We start from the raw sequence: 25,851 nt of genomic DNA on the forward strand, positions 1-25,851 counted from the left end.
GCGGAACCATAATGTCCGCTTTTTCCATTTATCTTTTATTGGTAATTATTTGCCGTAACGCTCTGCCTGGGAACGGATCAGGTCCAGATCATCAAAATAGTTGATTTTCATGGCTGCTTTGACATCCGCCAGTGTCTGAGCGGCAACTTTTTCTGCCTCTTCGCTGCCTTTTTTCAGCATCTCGTAGATCGCCGGAATGTCTTTTTCCAGTTCTTTTCTGCGATTGCGGATCGGCTCTAAGGTCTCCTGCAGTACATTGTTCAGGAACTTCTTCACTTTGACATCGCCAAGGCCGCCTCTCTGGTAATGTGCTTTCAGCTCGTCGAGATTTGCGTAATCCGGCAGATAGCGCTCGAAGTGCTCCGGCTGGCAGAATGCATCGAGATAAGTAAATACGGTATTTCCCTCGATCTTGCCCGGGTCGGTGATCTTGATGTGATCCGGGTCGGTGTACATGCTCATGACTTTTTTCTTGATCTCATCCGGCTCCTCGGACAGGTAAATGCAGTTTCCGAGCGATTTGCTCATCTTCGCTTTTCCGTCGATACCCGGCAGACGTCTGCAGGAATCATTCTCCGGCAGCATAATCTTCGGCTGCACAAGTGCCTCGCCATAAACCGTATTGAATTTGTGGACGATCTCCTGTGTCTGCTCGATCATCGGCATCTGATCCTCTCCAACCGGAACGGTCGTTGCCTTGAATGCAGTGATATCGGCTGCCTGGCTGATCGGGTAGGTAAAGAATCCAACCGGGATGCTCGCCTCAAAGTTTCTCATCTGGATCTCCGATTTTACGGTTGGGTTTCTCTGCAGTCTGGAAACCGTAACGAGATTCATATAATAGAAAGAAAGCTCACACAGTTCCGGAATCTGAGACTGGATAAAGATGGTGCTCTTTTCCGGATCAAGTCCGCAGGAAAGGTAATCCAGTGCTACCTCCAGAATGTTCTGGCGCACCTTCTCCGGGTTGTCCGCATTGTCGGTCAGCGCCTGTGCGTCTGCAATCATGATGTAAATTTTATCGAATTCACCGGAGTTCTGCAGCTCCACGCGGCGGCGCAGTGAACCAACGTAATGTCCTACATGCAGCTTGCCGGTCGGTCTGTCACCGGTCAGTATAATTTTTCCCATTTTTCTTCCTGCCTTCCTGATACGTAATCTTCGCAGTCCGCTTCTGTATGAAAAATTTCATGAAAATTCTCATAACTGCGGACCTTCTACATACCCTCTATAATACCGTCTTTTTACAAACACTGTCAATGGTCTTTTCCTGTAAAATCCCTCAAAATATCTATTATGAGACAAATCGTTCAACAGCCACGTACAGCCTTCCCTTTTTCGTCTGATTCTGCACGCCAACATAGCGGAATTTTCCCATATGGCGCACGGTCACGAGATCGTCCTCTTTTAATGACGCGCTCGGCGACGTCACCAGCTTTCCGTTGATAAACACCTGGCCGCCCTCGATCAGCGGCACCATTTTGCTCCGCGAACTGCTGAACGCCAGCGACAGCACCGCATCGAGCCGCACGGAAGCGACGGAGCCTTCTTTCCGCTCGGTTTTCGGCTCCGTCAGCTCCTCCGGCAGTCCCGCCTCGACTTCACAGTACACGCTCGTATGGCGCACTTTTTTCAGCTCCGCACAGATGTAGTCCGCCATATCCGCCATACAGATCAGATACGCCTGGTTTCCATCGATCAGAATGTCTCCCAGCTTATACCGCTCCACGCCGAGATTCATCAGTGATCCTAAGAAATCACGGTGTGACAGCGCATCCGCAAATTTTTCATTCAGCGGGCTGATGCGCACGACTGCGATCGGAAGCATCGACGCATCACCGTCCTCTGCATAGGATGGCAGAAACAGCGCCGCTTTCCGCTCTGCCGCCTCGTATCCGCCGGACAGCACGTAACGCACGCCCGGGATTTTATTTACCGTACGGTAGAACAGATCCTGCTCCGCCAGCGTCAGAAACTCCGTGTGTGACGGAACATCCCTGTGATAACACTGCTCTGCCAGATCCTGAATCCGTCCGACCAGCACTTCTTCCTCATTCATGGTAATCCCCCTTTGATACACCGCGGGCTGCCCCTGTTTTCTTTCGGGCAGCCCACGTATCACACTTTATTTATCCAGCAGCATCGACAGCCCGATCCGCTTCTTCGCCAGATCAAGGCTGATGACCTTCACTTCCACGATATCGCCGACGCTCACAGCCTCCAGCGGATGCTTGATGAAGCGTTTCGTCATCTGGGAAATGTGGACGAGTCCGTCCTGATGCACGCCGATATCGACGAATGCACCGAAGTCAATGACGTTGCGCACGGTTCCCTTTAAGATCATGCCGACCTTCAGGTCCTTCATATCGAGCACGTCAGTGCGCAGGATCGGGCGCGGCATCTCGTCACGCGGGTCACGGCCAGGCTTCTGCAGCTCTTTGATGATATCGCGCAGCGTAATCTCGCCGACACCGATCTCCTCTGCCATCTTCTTGTAATCTTTGATGAAGAACGCCGTCGGTCCCTCGCTGATCTGCTCTGTCTTCATATTTAACTTTGCAAACAGCTTCTCGACTGCCTCGTAGCTCTCCGGATGAACGCTTGTGCCGTCCAGCGGATTTTTGCCACCGGTGATGCGCATAAAGCCCGCGCACTGCTCAAACGCCTTCGGTCCGAGTTTTGCCACTTTCAGGAGCTCTTTTCTGCTCTCGAAACGGCCGTTCTCCTCGCGGTATGATACGATGTTTTTTGCAATCACCTTGCTGACACCGGAAATGTATTCCAGCAGCGACGCGGATGCCGTGTTCAGATCGACACCGACTTTATTCACGCAGTCCTCAACGACACCGCCGAGCGCCTCGCCGAGCTTCTTCTGGTTCATATCGTGCTGATACTGGCCGACACCGATGGATTTCGGATCGATTTTGACAAGCTCTGCCAGCGGATCCTGCACACGGCGTGCGATGGAAGCGGCGCTTCGCTGTCCGACATCAAAGTTTGGAAATTCCTCGGTTGCCAGCTTGCTTGCGGAGTAAACAGACGCTCCTGCCTCGTTTGTGATCACATACGCAACCTTCTCCGGAATCTCTTTTAAGATCTCGACGATGATCTGCTCGGACTCACGGCTTGCAGTTCCGTTTCCGACAGAAATCAGGGTGACGCCGTATTTGTGGATCAGATCTTTTACGGTCGCTTTTGCTGCTGCAATCTTCTTCTCGTTCGTCGGCGCGGTCGGGTAAACCACGGTGGTATCGAGCACTTTTCCGGTCGCATCGACAACGGCCAGCTTGCATCCCGTACGGAACGCCGGGTCCCATCCAAGGACAACCTGGCCTGCGATCGGCGGCTGCATCAGAAGCTGCTCAAGGTTCTTTCCAAAGACCTTGATCGCACCATCCTCTGCCTTTTCGGTGAGCTGATTTCTGACCTCACGCTCGATGGCCGGAGCGATCAGACGGTTGTAGGCATCCTCGATGGTCGCCTGCAGAACCGGCTTTGTCTGCGGATTCTCTTTGGTGATGATTTTTTTCTCGAGATAACGCAGGATTTCTTCCGTCGGCGCCTCAATTTTGACGTTCAGGAATTTTTCTTTCTCACCGCGGTTCAGTGCCAGCACACGGTGTCCGGCAATTTTCGATACCGGCTCGGAAAACTCATAGTAATTCTCGTAAACGGACTCTGCTTTCTCATCCTTTGCTGTCGAGACGATCAGGCCCTTCGCCTCGGTTCTGCGGCGGATCTCCATACGGTAATCGGCCTCATCGGAAATGCTCTCGGCGATGATGTCGCAGGCACCAGCAATGGCGTCTTTTGCCGTTTTGACTTCCTTTTCTTCTGAAACAAAAACCTCTGCCTCTTTTTCGAGCGGCTCTTTTGTCATCTGCAGAAGAATGATATTCGCCAGCGGCTCCAGTCCTTTTTCTTTTGCGATCGTCGCACGCGTCCGGCGTTTCGGACGGTACGGGCGGTATAAATCCTCTACGACCACGAGAGTTGCGGCCTCTTCGATGGATTTTTTCAGTTCTGCGGTCAGCTTGCCCTGCTCCTCGATGCTCGCAAGGACAACGGCCTTGCGGTCATTTAAACTGCGCAGGTACATCAGACGGTCGTACAGATTTCGCAGTATCTCATCGTTTAAGGAACCTGTTGCTTCTTTTCGATATCGTGAAATAAAAGGGATCGTGTTTCCCTCGTCAATCAGTTTCACTGCAGCTTCTACCTGCCACGGTTTGACGTTCAGCTCGGCTGCCAATACCTGATTCATATCCATAGGTAAATTCCTCCTGTTGTCTCTTCCAAAACACGCTGTTCCTTCTCTGTTTTTCCCGCATAAAAAGCGGGACCCTTGGCGGAACAGCCACTCTATTACCTTATCAATAGGTCTTGTTTTTGTCAACCTTACATGATAAAATCTTTACTATAGCTTTTTTGACAGACTGCGTGTGAAACCGCGCTTTTTTGCAGAAGAAAGGACATTTTATGACACCAGAAAATTACGATCCAAACACCAATGAGTCCGGAGATTCCTATCAGTCCTCCCATCCGTACGGCGTGCCTGAGGGCCAGCGTCCCGGACCGTATCAGCATTACCAGCAGCAGCCTCCCGTACAGCCGCCGCGCAGGACGGGTTCGCAGGCCCTTGCGGCCGCTTCGATGGTCATGGCGATCTGCTCCTTTTTGTTCATGCTCAACATGGGTTCCCTGTTTTTCGGCTCGCTCGGCGTGATCTTCGCCCTTTTAAGCCGCGGCGCAGGACGCATGAGCGGCACGGCAAAAGCCGGTCTGGCGGGCTGTACCATCGGCATAATTGTCGGTATCTGCATGTATGCTTTCCTGCTTTTCAACATGGTCAGCGGCGGCAGCACCAACCTGCTTGAGCGGTATTACAATCAGTACATGCAGGAATACCAGATGACACCGGATAACGGAACAACCACCGACGGAAATACCATCTAGGTACCAGAAAGGATTTTTCATGAACGGACAAAAACAGAAATTTTCAGAACTGAAAAAGCAGGCCCGTGAGGCCATGGCAGGCCGATGCGGCACGCTGGTGGGCGCAACCGCGATCAACCTGTTTCTCACCTTCTCCTGCTCCCTCATCCCGACGCTGATTTTTTCAGGCACAACGCTGTACGATATCATTTTCCTGAATCTGACGCTGTTCCTGTTTTCCCTGCTCCTCAGCCTCTTTCAGGCGGGCTACTTAAAGATCTGCCTCTCAACGCTGCGCGGGGAACCGATTTCCGTCGGTGATATGCTCTACGCTTTCTATCACCACCCGGACCAGTACGTGCTGATGTTCCTTATCATCAACGGCATCAGCTCCGTGATCGCCCTGATTTCCAGCATTCCGGGCTTCCAGTATCTTTCCTCCCCGAGTGCGGAACTGACGCTTGGAACAGCACTTTCCATCGAAGCCGAGCTTTCTTCTCTGATGAACGTTTACGTTTACAAGCTGATCGGCTCTCTCGTTTCCACGCTGGTGCTGGTTCCGTTTTCCCTTTCCACCTTTGTGATGAACGACGCTCCCGGCATCGGCCCGATCCAGGCGATCCGTCAGAGCTTTGCGATGATGAAGAAGAACTTTTTCCGCTACATTCTGCTTCTCTTAAGTTTCTTAGGGCTTGAGATTCTCGCATCCTGTTCCTGTGCCATCGGCTTTTTGTGGGTAATGCCCTATATGCAGATCACGATGGCTGCGTTCTATCAGGAACGGAAAGATGTCCTGTATCCGGCAGCAGAACCTGTGGGATACGATATGGATTCTTTTGGTTCCGGTACGGACCTTTAATTGATAAAAAAGACGTTTCGCCCTGTCTCATTGACAGATGCGAAACGTCTTTTTTTATTCTTATCTTCGCGTCAGGCGGATATTCGCAATCCGCTTTGCTGCATCATTCTATACCCAATAGCTGCTACACAGCTTATTTTGGTTAAATTCTCGCGCGGATTCTGCTCTGGATTCCGTCGAGTTTCTCTGCTTTTTCTCTGTACTCCTGCTCTGTGATTTCGCCGGTAATAAATGCGAACTCCTCGGACAGACTTGGAACTGCTACGATTTCTACTTTTCCGAACAGCTCCTCGATCTCACTCTGGCGCTCTGCGGCGTGGCCGGACACGCGGACGAAGAAGCGGCTCTTTACATCATCGATCTGCAGCAGGTCCAGTTTTTCCTCGCTCCAACTCATCATGATGTTTCTGCCTTTGTTCTTTGCGCAGTCTACGACATCGGCTACAACGGCACTTGCGGTCGGAAGCTTTCCTGCTCCGCTTCCGTAGAACATCGCATCACCCAGTACATTTCCGTGGATGAAGATGGCGTTGAAGACACCGTTTACGCTGTACAGCGGGTTTTTCGCGTCAATCATCACCGGGCTTACCATGGCGTAATACTGATTACCCACCTTGCGGCTTGTTGCGAGCAGTTTGATTGCGGTTCCCATCGAGGTCGCATATTTGATATCCTCTGCGGTGATCTTTGTGATTCCCTCGGTGTAAACCTCTTCGTAATTGACTTCTTTTCCATAGGCAAGAGAAGAAAGAATCGCAATTTTACGGCAGGCATCGTAGCCTTCTACGTCTGCTTCCGGGTTGCGCTCTGCGTAGCCAAGGCGCTGTGCCTCTTTTAACACATCGGCAAAATCGGAACCGTCGCTTGCCATTTTGCTTAAGATGTAGTTTGTCGTACCGTTTAAGATACCCGTTACTTCATCGATCTCATCTGCAGTCAGGGAGGAGTTTAACGGACGGATGATCGGGATACCGCCGCCGCAGCTTGCCTCAAACAGATAATTTGCACCGTGCTCTTTTGCGATCGCGAGAAGCTCTGTGCCATGTCTTGCAACCAATTCTTTGTTGGATGTGCAGACGCTCTTTCCAGCCTCCAGCGCACGTTTTGTGAAGGTGTAAGCCGGCTCCACACCGCCCATTACTTCAACAACAATATCAACCTCCGGGTCGTTTGCGATCACTTCGTAATCGTGTACCAGCACTTTTTCAACCGGATCTCCCGGGAAATCTCTTAAATCCAGGACATATTTGATATTAATTTCGTTCTCTGCTCTCTTGTTGATGCTGTCATGGTTCGTGTTGATCACTTCTACCACACCGGAACCAACCGTGCCATATCCTAATACTGCAATCTGAATCATCTCTTTTGTCCCTCTCTTGCTTTTTCTTTTTCAGGACTCCTGTCCTAATATTTTAAAATAATGAACTCCCTGTCTGGACTCAATCTCGTTAATCATCTCCGAGGCGTCTCCCCGGTCTTCCGCGATATCCACGCTGATCGTCAGCGATGCCACGCCGTTTAACGGGATGGTCTGATGAATGGTCAGAATGTTTCCGTGAAACCCGGCAATAATCTTCAGCACATCGGAAAGCAGTCCCGGCTCATCGTCCATCTGCAGAATAAATGTAATCGTTTTTCCTTTTGCGTTGTCATGAAAAGGAAGAATATCATCTTTGTATTTATAGAAAGAGCTTCTGCTGATTCCCGCTTTTTCCGTTGCCTGCTGCACGGTAAGCTCCTGCATATCCATCAGCCGTTTGGCCTCGATGACCTTCAAAAGAACCTCGGGAACCGCTTTTTCTTTGATTACATAGTACTTTGTTTTCTCTTCTCTCATGGCAATCCTCTACCTTTATACTCTTTCCAGGAAATACATTTGTTTTCACAGGAAAGATCGTATCATATTCCGACACAATACGCAAGGAATTTTTTCGAATCGGTTTTCAGAAGCCAATGCTTCCGCCGCCGTGACTGTTTCCGCTCGACGAAGTGTGAACGGTGCTTCCGCCGCCACCTCCGCCGCCAGAAACGCCTCCGCCGTGGTTTCCATCATCCTTCTGGATTTTGTGCATCGATACATGACGGTCGATCAGCGCATCCCTGCGGTCTCTAATGTTTACACGTTTCAGATCCGCATAGCTCTTTGCACCACGGTTTTTCTTTCGTCGATAGCTTTTCCAAATTCCAAAATAAACAAGAATTCCTGTCGCAGCAGCTGCGATAACAGCAATAAGAGCCTCCGTGCTGTTGATCTTACGGTAATGAATAATGGAACCATCTTCTGTAATCAGATAGTCCGCATCGGAAACGCCGCGGTCGAAGCATTCCTGCGTCATCGTAATCATTTTTGCAAAAGTTCCCGCATAGTCGCCGTCTTTCGCGTACCCCTGCGCCGCCTGCAGAATATCGTCAATTTCCGTGTCCGACATATAATACTGCATAATACCGGACGTCGAAATCACGATCTGGCGCTGTCCCATGTCGATGAGGAAGCAGACACCGTTTGGCTCTTTCGGATACTTTTTGTCATAAAAATCATCTGCAATCGCCTGACAGTCCTCGGAACCGCTGCTGCGCTCGGTCAGGATGACCATATGAATTTCCGTATTGTTCTCGAACTCCGCGCAGGATCTCTCGAGGTCCTGCTCCTCCGCATCAGAAAGAAGCGATGCATTGTCGTAGATATGCTGGGATTCGGCTTTTACGGTATTCACAGAAAAAATCCCGCACAGCAGAAGGGCCGCAAAAATCCCGAGCAGATATTGTCCTGCTTTTTTCATTCTTCTCATGCGAAATACCCTCCTATCAGCATCACAATCAGAACCAGAAGAGCACTCACAGCCGACGTCAGAAGGGCTCTCTTCCGCTCATAGGGAAAATCGCCGTTGATCGTTCCGGTCTGGCCGTTCATCGCATAGTAGTAAACCTTCCCGTCTTTTCCCGGATACGTCAGTGTCCAGACCGGAAACAGTACGTAACGCCAGTCCTCCCGCTTTGGAGAAAGCTTCATTTTCTCCTGCTCGAGGGCGAGATACTCGTTCGCCTCGTTCCGCATTGCGCCGCGCGCCATCGTCTCCAGTTCTTTTTTCAGTTCCGGTGCGATCTGCGCCTGTTCGATATCACGTTTTTCCGCCTGAAATCCGGAAAGATAGCCCATAGAAAACAGCTGCATCTCCTCCAGACGATAGGGCTGTACGCATTCGATCAGATCGCGGTCTGCCTTGTTCAGAGCGTTACGCGACAGACCGTCCACACGGACCTCTCCCTCCCGGCGGACATCGTAGATGCTGGTCTCTGTGTACTCCACATCACCGGTCTGCCAGACTCTCACCTTCCGGCCGCGCGCCATGTAATCCGTCTCAAAGTCTCCGCCGTAAATCCAGTACGGGAAATAGACACCTGTCATCTTCTGTACCTGACTCTTTTCGAAAAAGTCCTTCGGAATAAAGTGTTTCTTCCGGGTAAATGACAAAAATTTCTCGATTGCCTGCTCCTTGCTGATTTTGAACGGCAGCACAAAATCCGGCATATATTCTCCCGAAAGCCGGCCTGAAAGCACCACCGGATTGTGGCAGTAGAAACAGTATGTCGCTGCCGTCGTCGCATCGGTCACAATCTCGGCGCCGCAGTTCGGGCAGGTGTAGACAACTGCTTCGCCCTGCTCTGTTTCCCCTTTTGTTTCCTCCGTACTGCTTTCCTTCTGTGCATCGGATGCTTCCTGTGCACCGGCAGCATCGTCCTCCCCGTTCAGCGCTTCCGCTGCTTTCGGGTTCGCCTTTTCGGCTTCTTCCTGTGTAAACGAGGACAGGCAGTACTCGCATTTATACTTTCCGCTTGCCGGATCGAAGGTCAGATCGCCTCCGCAGTTCGGGCATTTGTATGTAATAACCTCCATATTCTATCCCTCCTTCCCCGGAGCCGCTGTTGTATTGGATGGTTATCTGTTTTCTTTTACTGTCTTGGTTTTCCGCAGTTCGAGCAGAACTTGCCGGTATTCTCCGTTCCGCATGCGCAGACCCATTTTCCTGCCGCTTCCGGTTTCGGGCTGCCACAGTTCGAACAGAATTTACCGCTGTTCTCGGTTCCACACTTGCCGCAGATCCACACCATCGGCTTTGCACTTCCGCAGTTTGAGCAGAAATTGCCGGTGTTCTCCGTTCCGCAGGAGCATTTCCATACGCCTTTTGCAGCTTCCTGCTGTGCCTTGGCTGCCGCCTGCTGCTGCATCTGCTGCTGATTCGAAGCGGACGCCGATGCAAACGAGGAACCGAAGGCATTCATGCCCATCTGAACACCCATAAAGCCGTTCATGGCTCCGTTTGGGTTGACTGCTGCTTTCTCCATACTGCGTGCCATCGCTCCCTGTACATAGCCCTCACGGATCGATGGATCAGACATCATCGCACCTTCGTTGCGCATCTGGATCAGTTTCTGGGAAGCTTCATCGTAGGAAAGGCTTGCGATTGCCACGGACTGGATCTCCATGCCGCGCATTGCCCGCCAGCTCTCATCCATCGCATCTGCCATGTAGCGGGACAGCTCGGCGCTCTTGGATGCTGCGAACGAAATGCGGATGCCGTCGGCTGCCATCTGATTGATCGAGGACTGCAGGCCCTCTAAAAATTCGTTCATATACTGCTCGTTGATATCCTCGATCTCTACGCGGGATGCGTTTCTCGGCACAGCCTCTGCGTAGAAGCGGAGCGGATCGACGATGCGGATGGAATAGGAACCGTGTGCCCGAAGGAACAGCTCGGCATTGTAGAACTGGTCGAAATAGTTGACCGGATTTCTCGTTCCGAATTTGATTCCCTTGATTTCCTGCAGATTAATATAGAAAACTCTCTGCTCATGCGGGGTCTGGCCGCCGAATTTCAGGCGCTCAAACGTATCTTTTACGGCTGCGTCAAGCGATCCGCTGAACATCGACGGAGACGATGACTGGTCTACAGTAAAGTAGCCCGGCTCTGCGGTGTAATCAATGATCTTTCCGCCGTCCACCAGCATCATGAACTGATTGTCATAGACATGGATCACAGAACCGTTTGAAATCGTCTGGCTTCCCTTTTTATTCTGGCCTTTTCTTACCAGAATTCCCTCTGTAAATACCGTATGTTCCCCCATCTCATACGGTTCCACGGTCTCCAGCCACTGATCGGCGAGACTGCCGTGTACTGCATTGACTGCTGCTCTGATAATACCCATACTTTTACCTCCTGTTTGCCTTTGGCTTCAAAACAGAAAGGAGCATTTCCGTCCTCTGTTGGTGAAAATGCTCCTTATTTTACTTGTCACTGTGCTCTGCCCACAGCCGAATTATGCTTCTTCCTCTTTCGCTCCGGTTCCGAGGGCAATCCACTTCAGATATGCGTTGATAAACAGATCAATTCCGCCGTCCATGACTGCATCGACGTTTCCGGTCTCTGCGTTGGTACGGTGGTCTTTGACCATGGTGTATGGCTGCATAACGTAAGAACGGATCTGATTGCCCCAGCCGATCTCGGTTACTTCGCCGCGGATGTCGCTCAGCTTATCTGCCTGCTCCTGGAGTTTCAGCATATACAATTTTGCTTTCAGCATCTGCATTGCCTTGTCCTTGTTCTGGAACTGGGAACGCTCATTCTGGCACGTAACCACGATGCCGGTCGGCATATGCGTGATTCGGATCGCCGATGACGTCTTGTTGATGTGCTGTCCGCCGGCACCGCTGGAACGGTACGTATCGATACGAATATCCTCATCACGAACCTCAACATCGATCTCTTTGTCGATATCCGGCATAACATCGCACGATACGAACGATGTCTGGCGTTTTCCTGCCGCGTTGAACGGAGAAATACGGACGAGACGGTGAACGCCTTTTTCGGATTTCAGATAACCGTAAGCGTTTTCGCCGTTGACCTGGAATGTCACGGACTTCACACCGGCCTCATCACCATCCAGAAAGTCGAGTTCCTCGATCGTAAAGCCTTTGCGTTCTGCCCATCTGGTGTACATACGGTACAGCATGCCGCACCAGTCGCACGCCTCGGTTCCGCCTGCACCTGCGTTCAGTTTGATGATCGCATTGTCCTTGTCAAATTCGCCGGACAGCAGGGTTTTGATGCGGATGGCATCGAAGGATGCCTTGAACTCTTCCATCATTTCCGCGATTTCCGGAACAACGGAATCGTCATCCTCCTCCTGTCCCATCTCGATCAGAGTTTCCATATCTTCTTTGGCGGATACCAGTTTCTGATACGTATCTCTGTCCTCTTTCATGCTGCTCAGCTGTTTCATCTGCTCCTGCGCTTCTTCGGGGTTGTCCCAGAAATTGGGTTCCTCCATTTTACGCTCTAATTCTTCGATCCTCTGCTCTTTGTTAGCGAGGTCAAAGTGAATCCCTCACTTCCACTAATGGTTTATCGTATGTGCCAAGTTCCATTTTGAACTGGTCTAATTCAACTACCACAAGCTTCACCTGCTTTCTATTTTATATTTTGTATGACACGCAGCTTCTGGTAGGGAAGCTGCGTGCTTTGTCAAACGGATCGTGCTCATCCGTCTCACTGCTGTTCTGCTTTTATCAAACCGATTTTCTTCCGCAGCACTGTTTGTACTTCTTGCCGCTTCCGCACGGGCATGGATCGTTTGGATAGATCTTACGCTCTGCGCGCTGTACCGGTTTTCTCGGGCCGGACTCGTCTTTGTTGGTTCCGGTCACTTTGGCTACCTGCTCACGTTCTACTTTCTGCTCAACACGTACATGGAACAGGAGACGGACGGTATCCTGCTGGATGGACTCGAGCATTTCGTTAAACATGTCGTAAGCTGCCATCTTGTACTCAACCTTCGGGTCTCTCTGGCCGTATGCCTGCAGGCCGATACCCTCGCGGAGCTGATCCATATCATCGATATGATCCATCCACTTCTGGTCGATAACCTTCAGAAGAACGACACGCTCAAGCTCACGAATCTGCTCCTCCTCCGGGAATTCTGCTTCTTTCTCCTCGTAGAGTTTAACAGCTTCCTCTTTTAACTGCTGTTTCAGCTCGTTTTTGGAAATCTTCTCTACGCGCTCTTTTGTCACTGCCTTCACCGGCATGATGGAGAGCAGCATCTCATTTAATTCTGTCAGATCCCACTCGGACTGCTCGGTGTTCTCGCCGATGCAGAGATCTACGGTATTGTCGATGGTGTCGGCAATCATCTTGAAGATGGTGTCTCTCATGCTCTCGCCGTCCAGAACGCGGCGTCTCTCTTTGTAGATGATCTCACGCTGCTCGTTGTTGACCTGGTCATAGTCGAGCAGGTTTTTACGGATTCCGTAGTTGTTGCCCTCGATCTTCTTCTGCGCTTTTTCGATGGCGGAAGAAAGCATCTTGTGCTCGATCTGCTCATTTTCCGGTACGCCGAGGGATTTGAAAATGCCCATCAGTTTTTCGGAACCGAAGAGTCTCATCAGATCGTCTTCCAGGGAAATGTAGAAACGGGACTCACCCGGGTCTCCCTGACGGCCGGAACGACCGCGGAGCTGATTGTCGATACGGCGGGACTCATGACGCTCGGTGCCGATGATCTTTAAGCCGCCGGCAGCTTTTGCCACATCATCCAGCTTGATATCGGTACCACGGCCGGCCATGTTGGTCGCGATGGTAACGGCTCCTGCCTCGCCGGCATGGGCTACGATTTCTGCCTCGAGCTCATGGAACTTCGCATTTAAGACCTGATGCGGAATTCCCTCGCGGCGCAGCATTTTGCTGATCAGCTCGGAAGTCTCAATGGTGATGGTACCAACCAGAACCGGCTGGTTCACGGCATGTGCCTCTTTGACTTCCTCTACGACTGCGTGGAATTTCTCTTTTTTCGTCATGTATACGGCATCGTCCATATCCACACGGATGACCGGGCGGTTGGTCGGGATCTCGATAACGTCCATGCCGTAGATGTCACGGAACTCCTGCTCCTCGGTGAGGGCAGTACCGGTCATGCCGGCTTTTTTCTCGTATTTGTTAAAGAAGTTCTGGAACGTGATGGTTGCCAGAGTCTTGCTCTCTCTTCTTACTTTAACGTGCTCTTTTGCCTCGATTGCCTGATGCAGACCATCGGAATAACGGCGGCCCGGCATGATACGGCCGGTGAACTCATCGACGATCAGAACCTCGTCGTCTTTGACTACGTAGTCCTTGTCGCGGTGCATCAGATAATTGGCACGCAGCGCCAGGATCACGTTGTGCTGGATCTCCAGGTTCTCCGGATCGGAGAGATTCTCGATATGGAAGAAGTTCTCGACTTTCTTCACACCGTCATCGGTCAGGGTAACGAATTTGTCCTTCTCGTTGACGATGAAGTCTCCGGTCTCCTCGATCTCCTCGCCCATGATCGCGGTCATCTTGGTCATCTCGCCGCTTGCCTCGCCGCGCTGCATCTGGTGTGCCAGAATATCTGCGGTCTCGTACAGCTTGGTGGATTTGCTGCTCTGTCCGGAAATAATCAGAGGTGTTCTTGCCTCGTCGATCAGGACGGAGTCGACCTCGTCGATGATACAGTAAGCAAGCTCTCTCTGTACGAGCTGCTCCTTGTAGATCACCATGTTGTCACGCAGGTAATCGAAACCAAGTTCGTTGTTGGTGATGTAGGTGATGTCGCATGCATACTGCTGGCGGCGCTCATCGTTCTTCATATCGTTCAGAACGACACCGACGGTCAAACCGAGGAATCTGTGGACTTTGCCCATCCACTCAGCATCTCGGTTTGCCAGGTAATCGTTGACGGTAACAATGTGGACACCGCGTCCGGTCAGTGCATTCAGGTAAGCCGGAAGGGTGGAAACGAGGGTTTTTCCTTCACCGGTTTTCATCTCAGCGATACGGCCCTGATGGAGGATAATACCACCGATCAGCTGTACGCGGTGGTGTTCCATACCGAGGGAACGTTTTGCTGCCTCGCGGACGGTTGCGAATGCTTCCGGGAGAATGGAATCCAGGGATTCGCCTCCGTTGTAGCGGTCTTTATATTCCTTTGTCTTGGCACGCAGCTCTTCATCGGTCAGCGCCTGCATGGTCGGGCGGAGAGCTTCGATTTTGTCTACAATTGGATAGATTCGTTTCAGCTCGCGCTCACTGTGCGTACCAAAAAGTTTTTCTGTGAATTTCATAGAATGTTTGCTCCTGCTTTCTCTATTAATTGCCATATTAACATATGGTACTATTCTACCACTTCTGGCACAAGATAACAATGAATTTTTCGTAAACATTTGGTGCCGTTCCCCGGTTTTCCGCTGTTTTTACGGCTTTTCCCGGACTTTCCGGCCCTTTCCGCGAAAAAGTCACCCTGTTTCACAGCTTTTCTAAGCTGGAAACAGGGTGACTGTTCATTCTTTATTTACTTTTCAGCACTCCGGCTCGATCAGACCGTAGGTGTTGTTCTTTCTCTTGTAAACGACGTTTACTTCGTCGGTCTCTGCATTGCGGAATACGAAGAAGGTGTGTCCAAGAAGTTCCATCTGTACGCAGGCATCTTCCGGATACATTGGTTTCATGCCGAATTTTTTCGTACGGATGATCTGGATGTCTTCGTCCTCCAGATAGTCATGCTCCAGATATTCTTTCTGGAAGTTTCCTGCTTCCTGCTGTTTGTCGGCAATTTTGTTTTTGTATTTGCGAAGCTGGCGTTCGATCACTTCCTCTACCAGATCGATGGATACGTACATATCGTTGCTTACCTGCTCGGAACGGATGATGTTTCCTTTTACCGGAATGGTAACCTCAATTTTCTGTCTTTCTTTCTCTACGCTTAAGGTTACAATGACATTTGTGTCAGGCGTAAAATATTTCTCCAGTTTGCCAAGTTTTTCGTTGACCGCGGCTTTTAATCCCTCTGTCACGTCAATATTTTTTCCGCTGATGGTAATTTTCATTATGCCCAACCCCTTTGCTTTCAAATTTTACAGGTTCTTCACTTCCCCTGTAAGTAACTCTAATTATAGCAATAGTTGTCTCTATTTGCAATAGTATTTAGAAAATTCATGAATATTTTAGAGTTTTTTCTGTTACAGTTCACTTGTATCTTATTTTTGACAGATTTCATGCTCGCATGAAAATCTGTCAAGAATAAGATACAAAGGGAGCGCCTGGTTATGAGCAAAAAGGAGCTGCGCAGCAGCGGAGAGCGCTGAAAGCGCGGTTTTGCGAATGGCGCGGGTGAACGTCCGTTTCCGCTTACCGGCGGCATACTGCCAGCACGTCTTCAAACTTCATTTTGCCGCCGAACAGATCCAGTGCACTGCCAATTGTCACATCGACGTGGTTGTTTCCCAGTTTTTTGAGCAGCTCCAGGTCTTCAAAACTTCCCACGCCGCCGGCGTACGTCACCGGAAAATCTTTCATCTTCGCAAGCAGTTCCACCAGCTCCGTCTCAATGCCGGAAGCCTTTCCCTCGACATCCACGGCATGGATCAGGAACTCATCACAGTATTCTGACAGGTGATGCAGCAGTTCCTCTGTCACTTCTTCGTCCGTGAACTTCTGCCAGCGGTCCGTCACGATATAGTATTTTCCGTCCCGCTTCCGACAGCTTAAATCCAGTGTCAGCCGCTGCTTTCCTACCGTCGTCACCAGCTTGTCCAGATTTTCATAGAACACATGGCCGTCGCGGAACACATACGAAGTCACAATCACATGGCTTGCCCCCGCTGTCAGAAACTCGCACGCATTCTCCGCATCAATGCCGCCTCCCACCTGCAGGCCGCCCGGGTACGTCGAGAGTGCCAGCAATGCCTGGCGCTTCGTCTCCTCGTAAAACTCGGTACCTTCCTTGTTCAGCAGAATCACATGGCCGCCCGTAATGCCCTGCTCTTCGTACAGCTGCGCATAGTACGACGCATCCTGCTCCGAGACAAAATTCTCGCTCGCCTGATTTCCCTGATCTTTCAGCGATCCCCCGACAATCTGTTTTACTTTTCCGTTATGAATATCAATACATGGTCGAAATCTCATTTTCCCCGTTTCCTTTCTTTTCTCTCCCCTTAAGTTTTCCACATTATATCAAAATCCGACCATTCTGTGTATAAATTCACCAAATTTTCATGGTTCTTTCATAGAAAAGAAAGAAGAACCTGCTTTTTCCACAGATTCTTCTTTCTTTTCCGGCTTGCCGCCGTTCTTTATTTATCGATGTCCTCAAAGGCCTCTTTCACTTTATCCATAAAGCCTTTTTTCTTCTTCGGCTGCTCTGCAGTTTCGCCGTCGGCTGCTTTTTCTTCTGCTGCCGGGCGGTTTCCGCAGGCTTCGTCGAAGGCGCGGAGGGCCTCTTTTGCTTTCTCATTCAGTTTCGTCGGAGTCTGGACTACGAGTGTTACGTAGTGATCACCGCGCACATTGCTGTTGCGAAGGGACGGAACACCTTTTCCCTTCAGACGGATCTTCGTATCGGTCTGGGTTCCCGGTTTTACAGTGTAGAGAACGTCCCCGTCAACGGTGCTGATCTTCACATCACCGCCGAGTGCTGCCTGGGCAAACGTAATCGGTGCAGTGGAGAAAATGTTCATATCCTGTCTCTGGAAGATCGGATGACGGGTTACCTGAACCTCGACAAGCAGATCTCCTCTCGGTCCGCCGTTTACACCCGGCTCACCTTTTTCACGGATCCGGATGCTCTGTCCATCGTCGATTCCAGCCGGAATGTTGACCTGAATGCGTTTTCTGCTGGATGTATAGCCCGTGCCGTGGCATGCGGTACATTTATCGCGAATGATCTTTCCGGTTCCGTTACAATCCGGACAGGTCGTCACGTTTCTCACAGAACCGAACATGGTCTGCTGTGTGTACGTAATCTGACCAGTTCCGTTACATTTGGAGCATGTCTCCGGTGAAGTTCCTGGTTTTGCGCCGGTTCCGTGGCACGTTGTACAGGTATCCTTCAGGTTGATCTCGAGCTCTTTCTGGCATCCGAAAACAGCTTCCTCAAACGTAATGTGGACAACAGCGCGGAGGTTTGCTCCCTTCATAGGTCCATTGTTTGCTCTTCTTCTGCTTCCGCCGCCACCGAACAGGTCGCCGAAAATATCGCCGAAGATATCACCCATATCTCCGCCGCCAAAGTCGAAGCCACCGAATCCGCCGGCTCCTGCGCCGCCACCGCCGTTTTCAAATGCAGCGTGGCCAAACTGATCGTACTGACGCCGTTTGTCCGGATCACTCAGCACGCCATAGGCTTCTGTCGCCTCTTTAAATTTTGCCTCGGCCTCTTTGTCGCCCGGGTTCATATCCGGATGGTATTTCTTGGCCAGTTTACGGTATGCTTTTTTTAATGTTGCATCGTCCGCTCCGCGGTCTACGCCGAGGACCTCGTAATAATCTCTTTTTTCTGCCATTTATGTTCACCTTTTCATTTCTGTTCCACAAATTTCATCTTTGCAGAAATGTTTTTCCGCACGCTCCAGTATAGCACTTTTCCGAAAGCAATACCAGCATAAATACAGGGGGCGGAATGTATTTTCCGTCCCCTGCAAACATTCGCCTCACAGGGCTTTTTGCGTTTATTTACTTATTGTTTCAACTCACAGTCGGTATTTTCACGGAGTGTGACATGCCGAAAATTAAACCTCTTTGTAGTCAGCGTCTACGACATCGTCGTCATGGCCGCCTGCTGCTCCTGCATTTCCCATATCCGGGCCTGCACCTGCTGTTCCGGCACCAGCGCCTGCTGCTCCGCCCTGCTGCTCATACAGTTTTGCAAACAGTTTCTGAGCGCTTGTCATCAGTTTTTCCTGAGCTGCTTTCAGATCAGCTACCTGTGCATCGGTCATTTCTTCCGGATTGCATTTTGCAATGAGATCTTTCAGTGCGTTCAGGTCAGCTTCTACTGCTGTTTTGTCGTTTGCATCAAGCTTGTCGCCGACTTCCTCGATTGCTTTCTCGGTCTGGAATACCATGGAATCTGCATCGTTTCTTGCGTCGATTGCTTCTTTTCGTTTCTTATCCTGAGCCTCGAACTCAGCAGCTTCTTTGACTGCTTTGTCGATCTCGCTGTCGGACATGTTAGAGCCTGCGGTGATGGTGATGTGCTGCTCTTTTCCTGTTCCCAGATCTTTTGCAGATACATTTACGATACCGTTGGCATCGATATCAAAGGTAACCTCGATCTGCGGAACGCCTCTTCTTGCTGGCGGGATTCCATCCAGACGGAACTGGCCGAGGGATTTGTTATCTTTCGCGAACTGACGCTCACCCTGTACAACGTTGATATCTACTGCAGTCTGGTTATCTGCTGCTGTGGAGAAGATCTGGCTCTTCTTGGTCGGGATTGTGGTGTTACGCTCGATCAGACGAGTTGCAATACCTCCCATGGTCTCGATGGACAGAGACAGTGGAGTTACATCCAGAAGAAGGATATCGCCTGCGCCGGCGTCTCCTGCAAGTTTACCACCCTGTACGGAAGCACCAAGTGCTACGCACTCATCCGGGTTCAGGCTCTTGCTCGGCTCGTGTCCGGTCAGCTGTCTTACTTTATCCTGTACAGCCGGGATACGGGTAGATCCGCCTACCAGAAGGACTTTGGAAAGCTCGGATGCCTGAAGGCCTGCATCAGAAAGTGCTCTCTGTACCGGCTCTGCGGTTTTCTCTACCAGGTCGTGGGTCAGCTCATCGAATTTAGCCTTTGTCAGGTTCATATCGAGATGTTTCGGGCCATCTGCGGTTGCAGTGATGAACGGCAGGTTGATGTTGGTTGTAGTTGCGCTGGAAAGCTCTTTCTTTGCTTTCTCTGCTGCTTCTCTGATTCTCTGCAGAGCCATCTTGTCGTTGGAAAGATCTACACCTTCCTGTTTTTTGAACTCAGCGAGGATATAATCTGTTACTTTCTGGTCGAAGTCATCGCCGCCCAGACGGTTGTTTCCTGCTGTGGAAAGAACTTCGATAACGCCGTCACCGATCTCGATGATGGAAACATCGAAAGTACCACCGCCAAGGTCGTATACCATGATCTTCTGCTCATTTTCGTTGTCCAGTCCGTATGCCAGAGCTGCTGCGGTAGGCTCGTTGATGATACGTTTTACATCAAGACCTGCGATTTTACCGGCATCTTTGGTTGCCTGACGCTGTGCGTCATTGAAGTAAGCCGGAACTGTGATAACTGCTTCTGTTACTTTCTCACCAAGGTAGTTCTCTGCATCACCTTTCAGTTTCTGAAGAATCATAGCGGAGATCTCCTGCGGAGAGTATTTCTTTCCTTCGATATCTACTTTATAGTCAGTACCCATCTCACGTTTGATGGAACGGATGGTTCTGTCTGCGTTTGTTACAGCCTGACGTTTTGCCGGCTCGCCGACCAGACGGTCACCTGTTTTTGTGAATGCTACGATAGAAGGAGTTGTTCTTTCACCCTCTGCGTTTGCGATAACGGTTGGTTTTCCACCTTCCATAACGGCTACACAGCTGTTTGTTGTTCCTAAGTCAATACCAATAATTTTGCCCATTGTTGTTTCCTCCTCAATGAATTATGCTAAAAAATGGTTTAATTTCTATTTATTTATCTTCAAGGCTTAATTAGCCACCTTGACCATACTGTGACGGACTACGGAACCTTTGTACATGTAGCCCTTCAGGAACTCTTCTACGACGATGTTCTCGCCGGCTTCCTCATCCTCCACATGCATCACTGCGTTGTGCAGGTTCGGATCGAATTCCTTTCCAACGGCCTCGATCACGGTTACACCGAGTTCATCGAGTGCTGTGGTAAACTGTTTGTATACTTTATTCATGCCGTCTGCGAACGGATCTTCCTCCGGGTTTTCCACCGTTGCAAGTCCGCGCTCGAAGCTGTCAACAACCGGAAGAATCTTCTCGATGATGTCTTTTGCTCCAATGGCATACATATTTGCTTTTTCTTTTTCGGTGCGTTTGCGGAAGTTATCGAACTCTGCCATCTGACGGGTCAGGCGGTCAGTCAGCTCTTCGATTTTCTCATCTTTTTTATCTTTTTTCTTTTTGAAGAACTTTCGTTCTTTGCCATCCTCAGCAGTTTCTTCTGCAGCTTCCGCTTCTTTTGCCTCTGCTGCTTTCTTTGCTTCTTCCTGCTCCGCAGCCGGTTCGGTTTCCGGCAGATCGGTCTCTGCTCCGGTTTCTTTTTCCATCTCGCGTGTAGGTTCTTCCATGGTTTCCTCTTTCTTTCTATTTTCTTCGCTCACTGATCATTCCACCTTTCTACTCACCTGTGTCCGGCTTTTTGAAGACGGCGTCCAGTTGAACTTTTAATGTTTTCAGGTTATCTACCACATTTTCGTAATCCATCCGCTTTGGTCCCACGATACCGATTGTTCCGCGCATACCGTTTCCCATATCGTATGTGGTGGTGACCACGCTGCAGTCCCGTAAGGGTTCCATCGAAGATTCATTTCCGATGTATACCTGAATACCGGTATTTTCCTCTCCGTCCTGCTCCTCGGCAGCTCCTTTGATCATATCGACCAGTTTCTGCCGTTCCTCGAATGTGGAGATCAGCTGGCTGGCTTTGCTGCTGTCGGAAAGCTCAGGGTACTTGAAAATGTTGGTTGCGCCGCTGGTGTACACCGGCACATCTTCTTCGCTGACTGCGATGGCTTCCGCTACGGTATCGACCACTTTGCTGATGATGCCGGAGTGGATGCCTGCCTGCTCTTTCATCTTCTTGATCATGCCAAGATTGATTTCTTCAATGGTCAGGCCATTGAGCTGTGTGTTCAGAAGCAGGTTCAGCTTTAATATCTGTTCATCGTTGATGGTCTCGTCTAGGTCGATCATCTGGTTTTTCACCAGGTTGCCTTCTACGACGATGACGGCCAGGAGCTGCTCTTCATTGACTTTTGAGAGCTGGATGAATTTCACTTTATTTCTGTGATATTCCGGTCCTGTAATCAACGTTGCATAGTTGGTAGATGAAGCGAGGACTTTGACAACCTGCTGCAGAACTTTTTCCATTCGGTCTGTTTTTTCAATGACCATGTTTTTGATGTCTGCAACTTCCTGTTCTTTTTCCCGCATCAGCTCATCTACATAGAGGCGGTAGCCTTTATCGGAAGGAATGCGTCCTGCGGAAGTGTGGGGCTGTAAGATGTAACCCATCTCTTCCAGATCGGACATTTCATTCCGGATTGTGGCGGAGCTTAAATTCAAATCCGTGTATTTGGAAATCGTTCTTGAGCCGACCGGCTCGCCCGTTTCCAGATACGTCTGGATGATCGCTTTTAATATTTTTCTTTTTCTTTCATCCAATTCTGTATCCACTAAGATAAGCTCCTTCCTGTTGTATAGTCCTGTTAGCACTCGTTTCAGTGGAGTGCTAACATCTATGTTCTTAAGATAGCACTCTGCCTTTTGTTTGTCAACACCTTTTCCCGGTTTTTCTATGAAGAAATTGTGAAAAAAGTATAAACCGTTTTCTTTCTGAAAAGGAATCTGACTTTTCTTTTTTATTGCATTCTACTGTTTCAAAGGCGCTATAGCCGTATGGTAGGATTCTGCCATTTCGATACGACCATTTAGTAGCATTTTCTCAGAGGTGATGAATCATGAAATATCAGAGACTGGAGGATCTGCGCACGGACCGCGATCTGACGATCCGCCAGGTTGCCGACTATCTCGGCTGCAACCGCGATGTGTATACCCGATATGAAAAAGGCGTCCGGCAGCTGCCGATCTCCATTGCCATCCGTCTGGCGGAGCTGTATCAGGTCAGTCTGGATTATCTGGTCGGCATCAGCGATGAGAAGCGGCCGTATGGATCCTGACTTTCCGGTGTCTCCGCCGCAGCAAAAGCAGGAGGACAGTTTTTCTTCTCCCTGTCCTCCCTGTTTTGCTTCTTCGTTTACAGATTCTGCAGATATTCCATCATCCGCGTTTCGCTGAGTTTCCATCCGTCCGGCTCCCCGCAGAGATACAGCGTAAAATGCCCGCACGGGACTCCGTTTTCCAGGTGGATGCCGGTATACAGTTCTACAATGAGGAGTTCTTCTGCTTTTTCTTCATATATATTAGTGATCTGATAGATGCGCTCTCCCTTTTCGTCCACCGGCCATTCTTTCTTCAGCACATCCCTCAGACGGCTCTCCCGCCCCTGCGCTTCGCATTCTTCCTCCCGGCTGATCATTTTTTCAAACGCTTCCGGCGTCTCCATCCGTTCCACTATATTCTGGACAAAATCTTCTATTTCTATTCTTTCTGCTTTTCCCATTCGTTCCCCCATTTCTGCCGTACATATTTTTCTGTTTTCTGCACAGGCTGTCTTCACCCGCCGTTTCTCTCTCCCGCCCCATTCTCCAATTTGCGACCATATGATCTGATTTAACTTTGTCCATCCAACCGTTTGGTAGTATGGGTTTGAATCTGAAAGGATGGTACAACGTATGAAATACCAGAGAATTGAAGATATGCGGATCGATCAGGATCTCACCATCAAAGAGATTTCTGCCCTGCTCGAATGCAACCGCGACGTCTATTCCCGCTACGAAAAAGGAATCCGCGACATCCCGATCGACTATGTGATCCGGCTTGCACGGTTCTATGACTGCTCGGTCGACTATCTGCTGAGTGTCTCCAGTAAAAAGAGAAAATTCGGCGATTAATTTTTTTATTGTTGTCTTTTTATTTTTGTGTTTTGCGTTTTGATACGACCATTTGGTCGCATTTTATATTATAATGGTATTCTTATTTTGCGTCAATTCTGAACAAGAAGGAATCAAAATCGGACGCAAAAAAGCGTGCCGGAAAGTTTTCTGTCGCTTTTCCGGCACGCTTTTTTTCATGCTCTTTTCTTCTTTTTTATTTCTGATTTTTTATTCTTCCATGTCATCCAGGCTCTTCTTCAGTGTGATCATTTTGTCACGCAGCTCGGCGGCCATTTCGAAGTTGAGTTCGGCGGCAGCGGCTTTCATCTGTTTCTGTACCTGGCCGATCAGTTTTTCCAGTTCTTCGCGGCTCATGGACTCCGGGTCTTTTTCCATCTTTTCTTCTGTCTTTGCCACTTCTTTCGAAATGCTGATGAGATCGCGGACGGCTTTTTTGATGGTGGTCGGAGTGATGCCGTGTTCTTTGTTGTAGGCTTCCTGCAGGGCACGGCGGCGCTTCGTCTCGTCGATTGCGAGGCGCATGGAATCGGTCATCACATCGGCGTACATGATAACATGGCCCTCGCTGTTTCGTGCGGCACGGCCGATGGTCTGGATCAGGGAGGTTTCGGAACGCAGGAAACCTTCTTTATCGGCATCCAGGATCGCCACGAGTGTGATTTCCGGGATGTCGAGACCCTCACGCAGAAGGTTGATGCCGACGAGCACATCGAAGACATCGAGACGCATATCACGGATGATCTCGGTCCGTTCCAGGGTGTCGATATCGGAGTGCAGGTAGCGCACGCGGATGCCGGCCTCTTTCATATAGTCGGTCAGATCCTCTGCCATACGCTTCGTCAGCGTCGTCACGAGAACTTTGTTGTGTTTTTCAGTTTCTTTCTTTACTTCCGAAATCAGATCGTCGATCTGTCCCTCCACCGGGCGCACCTCGACATCCGGGTCGAGAAGGCCGGTCGGGCGGATGATCTGTTCGGCGCGCAGCAGCTCGTGGTCTGCCTCGTAGTCGCCCGGCGTGGCAGATACGAAGAGGATCTGATCGATCCGGTCCTCGAACTCGCCGAAGTTCAACGGGCGGTTGTCTTTTGCGGACGGCAGACGGAATCCATAGTCCACCAGCGTCGATTTCCGCGACTGGTCGCCGGCATACATGCTGCGGATCTGCGGAACAGTCTTATGCGACTCATCCACGATGATGAGGAAATCATCTCCGAAATAGTCCATCAGTGTGTAGGGCGGCTCGCCTGGCTTTAATCCGGAGAGGTAACGCGAATAGTTTTCGATGCCGGAACAGATGCCGGTTTCTTTGAGCATCTCAATATCAAAATTGGTCCGCTCCTCGATGCGCTGGGCCTCGATCAGTTTTCCCTCGTGCTTGAAGAACTTCACCTGCTCTTCCATATCCTTTTCAATCTCGCCTGTTGCTTTCAGGATCGTGTCCATCGGCACAACGTAGTGGGAGGCAGGAAAGATTGCGATGTGGTTCAGTTCACATAAGATTTCACCCGTCAGCGTATCGATCTGCACCAGACGGTCAATCTCATCCCCGAAGAACTCGACGCGCACCGCCTTGTCCGTCTCCTCCGCCGGAAAAATCTCCAATACATCACCGCGCACGCGGAACGTACCGCGGTGGAAATCCATATCATTCCGGTCATACTGAATATCAATCAACTGCCGGATCACATCGTCCCGGTCCTTTTCCATTCCCGGGCGGAGCGAAATAATCATCTCCATGTAGTCCTTCGGGCTTCCGATTCCATAGATACACGAAACACTGGAAACCACAATGACATCGTTCCGCTCACTCAGTGCAGAAGTCGCGGAAAGCCGCAGCTTATCAATCTCATCGTTCCGCGCAGAGTCCTTTGCAATATACGTATCCGAAGACGGCACGTAAGCCTCCGGCTGGTAGTAGTCGTAGTAGGAGACAAAATATTCTACTGCATTCTCAGGGAAGAATTCCTTAAACTCACCGTACAGCTGTGCTGCAAGTGTTTTATTGTGCGCTATGATCAAGGTTGGCTTATTTAACTGTGCAATAACATTTGCCATGGTAAAGGTCTTGCCGGAACCTGTAACGCCCAGCAAAGTCTCGCATTGATTGCCTTCTTGAAAGCCTTTGACCAGTTTTTCGATTGCCTGGGGCTGGTCGCCTGTAGGCTGGTATTCGGAGTGTAATTTGAATATTTGTTGTGAATTCTGCAAAAAGCACCTCCTGGTTTTTATATCAAAAAAGTTCGTCTATCAGTCAGAAATTCGTCGAAGCACATTCTCTGATTTTAGCCGAATATGCCTCTCGACGAATTCTGTTCACCACCCGATATTTTATAGACTGATAAAAAGTAGTAAAACTAACGTGGACGAATTAACACTCAAATGTAAGAGATATTATATCATGGAAATTTAAAATTGTATATATGATGCGAACATTAGTTCTTCAAAAATTCATTTACATTTATCATTGTATCCAGAA

The 25,851-nt window shown here is 49.9% G+C and carries 22 protein-coding genes; 4 read left to right on the top strand and 18 right to left on the bottom strand.

Annotation, left to right across the window (positions count from 1 at the left end):
• Positions 1-45: 45 nt before the first annotated feature.
• The 3 genes from trpS to DXD02_RS03820 form a co-directional block, all read right to left on the bottom strand.
• Positions 46-1,131, bottom strand: coding sequence for a tryptophan--tRNA ligase (gene trpS, locus DXD02_RS03810; RefSeq protein ID WP_022461312.1), 1,086 nt, complete (start codon positions 1,129-1,131; stop codon positions 46-48).
• A gap of 163 nt (positions 1,132-1,294) precedes the next feature.
• Positions 1,295-2,059, bottom strand: a complete 765-nt coding sequence (locus DXD02_RS03815) for a YlmH family RNA-binding protein (protein WP_022461313.1) — start codon at positions 2,057-2,059, stop codon at positions 1,295-1,297.
• 66 nt (positions 2,060-2,125) lie between these two features.
• On the bottom strand, positions 2,126-4,270 hold the full coding sequence (locus DXD02_RS03820) for a Tex family protein (protein WP_118666413.1): 2,145 nt from the start codon (positions 4,268-4,270) through the stop codon (positions 2,126-2,128).
• Positions 4,271-4,479: 209 nt separating this feature from the next.
• Between DXD02_RS03820 and DXD02_RS03825 the strand changes: the two genes are divergently transcribed.
• Positions 4,480-4,956 (top strand): DUF4190 domain-containing protein, encoded by a 477-nt coding sequence (locus DXD02_RS03825; RefSeq protein WP_022461315.1) that lies wholly within the window; start codon positions 4,480-4,482, stop codon positions 4,954-4,956.
• A gap of 19 nt (positions 4,957-4,975) precedes the next feature.
• Positions 4,976-5,794, top strand: a complete 819-nt coding sequence (locus tag DXD02_RS03830; RefSeq protein WP_118666414.1) for a DUF975 family protein — start codon at positions 4,976-4,978, stop codon at positions 5,792-5,794.
• A 142-nt stretch (positions 5,795-5,936) separates the two neighbouring features.
• Here the strand turns inward: DXD02_RS03830 and DXD02_RS03835 are convergent, their stop codons facing one another.
• The 13 genes from DXD02_RS03835 to hrcA all read right to left on the bottom strand — a co-directional run bounded on the left by DXD02_RS03835 (position 5,937) and on the right by hrcA (position 22,035).
• The gene (locus DXD02_RS03835) at positions 5,937-7,154 is read right to left on the bottom strand and encodes a homoserine dehydrogenase (RefSeq protein ID WP_118595859.1); all 1,218 of its coding nucleotides are present in this window, start codon (positions 7,152-7,154) and stop codon (positions 5,937-5,939) included.
• Positions 7,155-7,184: 30 nt separating this feature from the next.
• Complete coding sequence (locus DXD02_RS03840; RefSeq protein WP_118666415.1) at positions 7,185-7,631, bottom strand: ACT domain-containing protein; 447 nt, start codon at positions 7,629-7,631, stop codon at positions 7,185-7,187.
• Positions 7,632-7,737: 106 nt separating this feature from the next.
• Entirely contained in the window at positions 7,738-8,583 is an 846-nt protein-coding gene (locus DXD02_RS03845) for a TPM domain-containing protein (protein ID WP_117813033.1), read from the bottom strand.
• A complete protein-coding gene (locus tag DXD02_RS03850; RefSeq protein WP_118666416.1) occupies positions 8,580-9,689 on the bottom strand; it encodes a TFIIB-type zinc ribbon-containing protein in 1,110 nt (369 codons plus the stop codon). Before DXD02_RS03850 ends, DXD02_RS03845 begins: the two co-directional genes overlap by 4 nt.
• Before the next feature lie 56 nt (positions 9,690-9,745).
• The gene (locus DXD02_RS03855) at positions 9,746-10,999 is read right to left on the bottom strand and encodes an SPFH domain-containing protein (RefSeq protein ID WP_118666417.1); all 1,254 of its coding nucleotides are present in this window, start codon (positions 10,997-10,999) and stop codon (positions 9,746-9,748) included.
• Between the two features lie 111 nt (positions 11,000-11,110).
• Positions 11,111-12,218, bottom strand: a protein-coding gene (prfB, locus tag DXD02_RS03860) for a peptide chain release factor 2 (protein ID WP_117509617.1) whose coding sequence is annotated in 2 segments (ribosomal slippage) — positions 11,111-12,166 and positions 12,168-12,218 — 1,107 coding nt in all. Because the reading frame shifts where the segments join, the coding sequence is not laid out codon by codon here.
• A 141-nt stretch (positions 12,219-12,359) separates the two neighbouring features.
• Complete coding sequence (gene secA, locus DXD02_RS03865; RefSeq protein WP_118666418.1) at positions 12,360-14,930, bottom strand: preprotein translocase subunit SecA; 2,571 nt, start codon at positions 14,928-14,930, stop codon at positions 12,360-12,362.
• Between the two features lie 234 nt (positions 14,931-15,164).
• Entirely contained in the window at positions 15,165-15,692 is a 528-nt protein-coding gene (hpf, locus tag DXD02_RS03870) for a ribosome hibernation-promoting factor, HPF/YfiA family (protein ID WP_055218411.1), read from the bottom strand.
• A gap of 301 nt (positions 15,693-15,993) precedes the next feature.
• Positions 15,994-16,770: a phosphoribosylformimino-5-aminoimidazole carboxamide ribotide isomerase gene (hisA, locus tag DXD02_RS03875; RefSeq protein ID WP_117761694.1), complete on the bottom strand. Its 777-nt coding sequence runs from the start codon at positions 16,768-16,770 to the stop codon at positions 15,994-15,996.
• Positions 16,771-16,937: 167 nt separating this feature from the next.
• Entirely contained in the window at positions 16,938-18,146 is a 1,209-nt protein-coding gene (gene dnaJ, locus DXD02_RS03880; protein ID WP_117761695.1) for a molecular chaperone DnaJ, read from the bottom strand.
• Between the two features lie 225 nt (positions 18,147-18,371).
• Positions 18,372-20,249, bottom strand: coding sequence for a molecular chaperone DnaK (gene dnaK / locus DXD02_RS03885; RefSeq protein ID WP_117509603.1), 1,878 nt, complete (start codon positions 20,247-20,249; stop codon positions 18,372-18,374).
• A 66-nt stretch (positions 20,250-20,315) separates the two neighbouring features.
• Positions 20,316-20,927 (bottom strand): nucleotide exchange factor GrpE, encoded by a 612-nt coding sequence (gene grpE / locus DXD02_RS03890; protein ID WP_055218747.1) that lies wholly within the window; start codon positions 20,925-20,927, stop codon positions 20,316-20,318.
• Positions 20,928-20,976: 49 nt separating this feature from the next.
• Positions 20,977-22,035, bottom strand: coding sequence for a heat-inducible transcriptional repressor HrcA (hrcA, locus tag DXD02_RS03895; protein ID WP_022461073.1), 1,059 nt, complete (start codon positions 22,033-22,035; stop codon positions 20,977-20,979).
• A gap of 284 nt (positions 22,036-22,319) precedes the next feature.
• Here hrcA and DXD02_RS03900 point away from each other — a divergent pair, with 284 nt between their 5' ends.
• Positions 22,320-22,538 carry a helix-turn-helix domain-containing protein gene (locus DXD02_RS03900; RefSeq protein ID WP_117509604.1) on the top strand — a complete coding sequence of 73 codons (219 nt, stop codon included), beginning with the start codon at positions 22,320-22,322 and terminating at the stop codon, positions 22,536-22,538.
• A 77-nt stretch (positions 22,539-22,615) separates the two neighbouring features.
• On the opposite strand, the gene DXD02_RS03905 is transcribed toward DXD02_RS03900, so the two are convergent.
• On the bottom strand, positions 22,616-22,981 hold the full coding sequence (locus tag DXD02_RS03905) for a hypothetical protein (protein WP_117804611.1): 366 nt from the start codon (positions 22,979-22,981) through the stop codon (positions 22,616-22,618).
• 172 nt (positions 22,982-23,153) lie between these two features.
• On the opposite strand from DXD02_RS03905, the gene DXD02_RS03910 reads away from it, so the two are divergent.
• On the top strand, positions 23,154-23,372 hold the full coding sequence (locus DXD02_RS03910) for a helix-turn-helix domain-containing protein (RefSeq protein WP_055228291.1): 219 nt from the start codon (positions 23,154-23,156) through the stop codon (positions 23,370-23,372).
• 210 nt (positions 23,373-23,582) lie between these two features.
• On the opposite strand, the gene uvrB is transcribed toward DXD02_RS03910, so the two are convergent.
• Complete coding sequence (gene uvrB / locus DXD02_RS03915; RefSeq protein WP_055228290.1) at positions 23,583-25,583, bottom strand: excinuclease ABC subunit UvrB; 2,001 nt, start codon at positions 25,581-25,583, stop codon at positions 23,583-23,585.
• Positions 25,584-25,851 lie beyond the last annotated feature (268 nt).

Source organism: Blautia sp. TF10-30 (genome assembly GCF_003481245.1).
GTDB classification, from domain to species: Bacteria; Bacillota; Clostridia; order Lachnospirales; family Lachnospiraceae; genus Fusicatenibacter; species Fusicatenibacter saccharivorans.

Bases quoted from the DNA above. Each gene is read 5' to 3' on its own strand.
- trpS (WP_022461312.1), bottom strand. From the start codon at position 1,131: ATGGGAAAAATTATACTGACCGGTGACAGACCGACCGGCAAGCTGCAT.
- DXD02_RS03815 (WP_022461313.1), bottom strand. From the start codon at position 2,059: ATGAATGAGGAAGAAGTGCTGGTCGGACGGATTCAGGATCTGGCAGAG.
- DXD02_RS03820 (WP_118666413.1), bottom strand. From the start codon at position 4,270: ATGGATATGAATCAGGTATTGGCAGCCGAGCTGAACGTCAAACCGTGG.
- DXD02_RS03825 (WP_022461315.1), top strand. From the start codon at position 4,480: ATGACACCAGAAAATTACGATCCAAACACCAATGAGTCCGGAGATTCC.
- DXD02_RS03830 (WP_118666414.1), top strand. From the start codon at position 4,976: ATGAACGGACAAAAACAGAAATTTTCAGAACTGAAAAAGCAGGCCCGT.
- DXD02_RS03835 (WP_118595859.1), bottom strand. From the start codon at position 7,154: ATGATTCAGATTGCAGTATTAGGATATGGCACGGTTGGTTCCGGTGTG.
- DXD02_RS03840 (WP_118666415.1), bottom strand. From the start codon at position 7,631: ATGAGAGAAGAGAAAACAAAGTACTATGTAATCAAAGAAAAAGCGGTT.
- DXD02_RS03845 (WP_117813033.1), bottom strand. From the start codon at position 8,583: ATGAGAAGAATGAAAAAAGCAGGACAATATCTGCTCGGGATTTTTGCG.
- DXD02_RS03850 (WP_118666416.1), bottom strand. From the start codon at position 9,689: ATGGAGGTTATTACATACAAATGCCCGAACTGCGGAGGCGATCTGACC.
- DXD02_RS03855 (WP_118666417.1), bottom strand. From the start codon at position 10,999: ATGGGTATTATCAGAGCAGCAGTCAATGCAGTACACGGCAGTCTCGCC.
- secA (WP_118666418.1), bottom strand. From the start codon at position 14,930: ATGAAATTCACAGAAAAACTTTTTGGTACGCACAGTGAGCGCGAGCTG.
- hpf (WP_055218411.1), bottom strand. From the start codon at position 15,692: ATGAAAATTACCATCAGCGGAAAAAATATTGACGTGACAGAGGGATTA.
- hisA (WP_117761694.1), bottom strand. From the start codon at position 16,770: ATGAGATTTCGACCATGTATTGATATTCATAACGGAAAAGTAAAACAG.
- dnaJ (WP_117761695.1), bottom strand. From the start codon at position 18,146: ATGGCAGAAAAAAGAGATTATTACGAGGTCCTCGGCGTAGACCGCGGA.
- dnaK (WP_117509603.1), bottom strand. From the start codon at position 20,249: ATGGGCAAAATTATTGGTATTGACTTAGGAACAACAAACAGCTGTGTA.
- grpE (WP_055218747.1), bottom strand. From the start codon at position 20,927: ATGGAAGAACCTACACGCGAGATGGAAAAAGAAACCGGAGCAGAGACC.
- DXD02_RS03900 (WP_117509604.1), top strand. From the start codon at position 22,320: ATGAAATATCAGAGACTGGAGGATCTGCGCACGGACCGCGATCTGACG.
- DXD02_RS03905 (WP_117804611.1), bottom strand. From the start codon at position 22,981: ATGGGAAAAGCAGAAAGAATAGAAATAGAAGATTTTGTCCAGAATATA.
- DXD02_RS03910 (WP_055228291.1), top strand. From the start codon at position 23,154: ATGAAATACCAGAGAATTGAAGATATGCGGATCGATCAGGATCTCACC.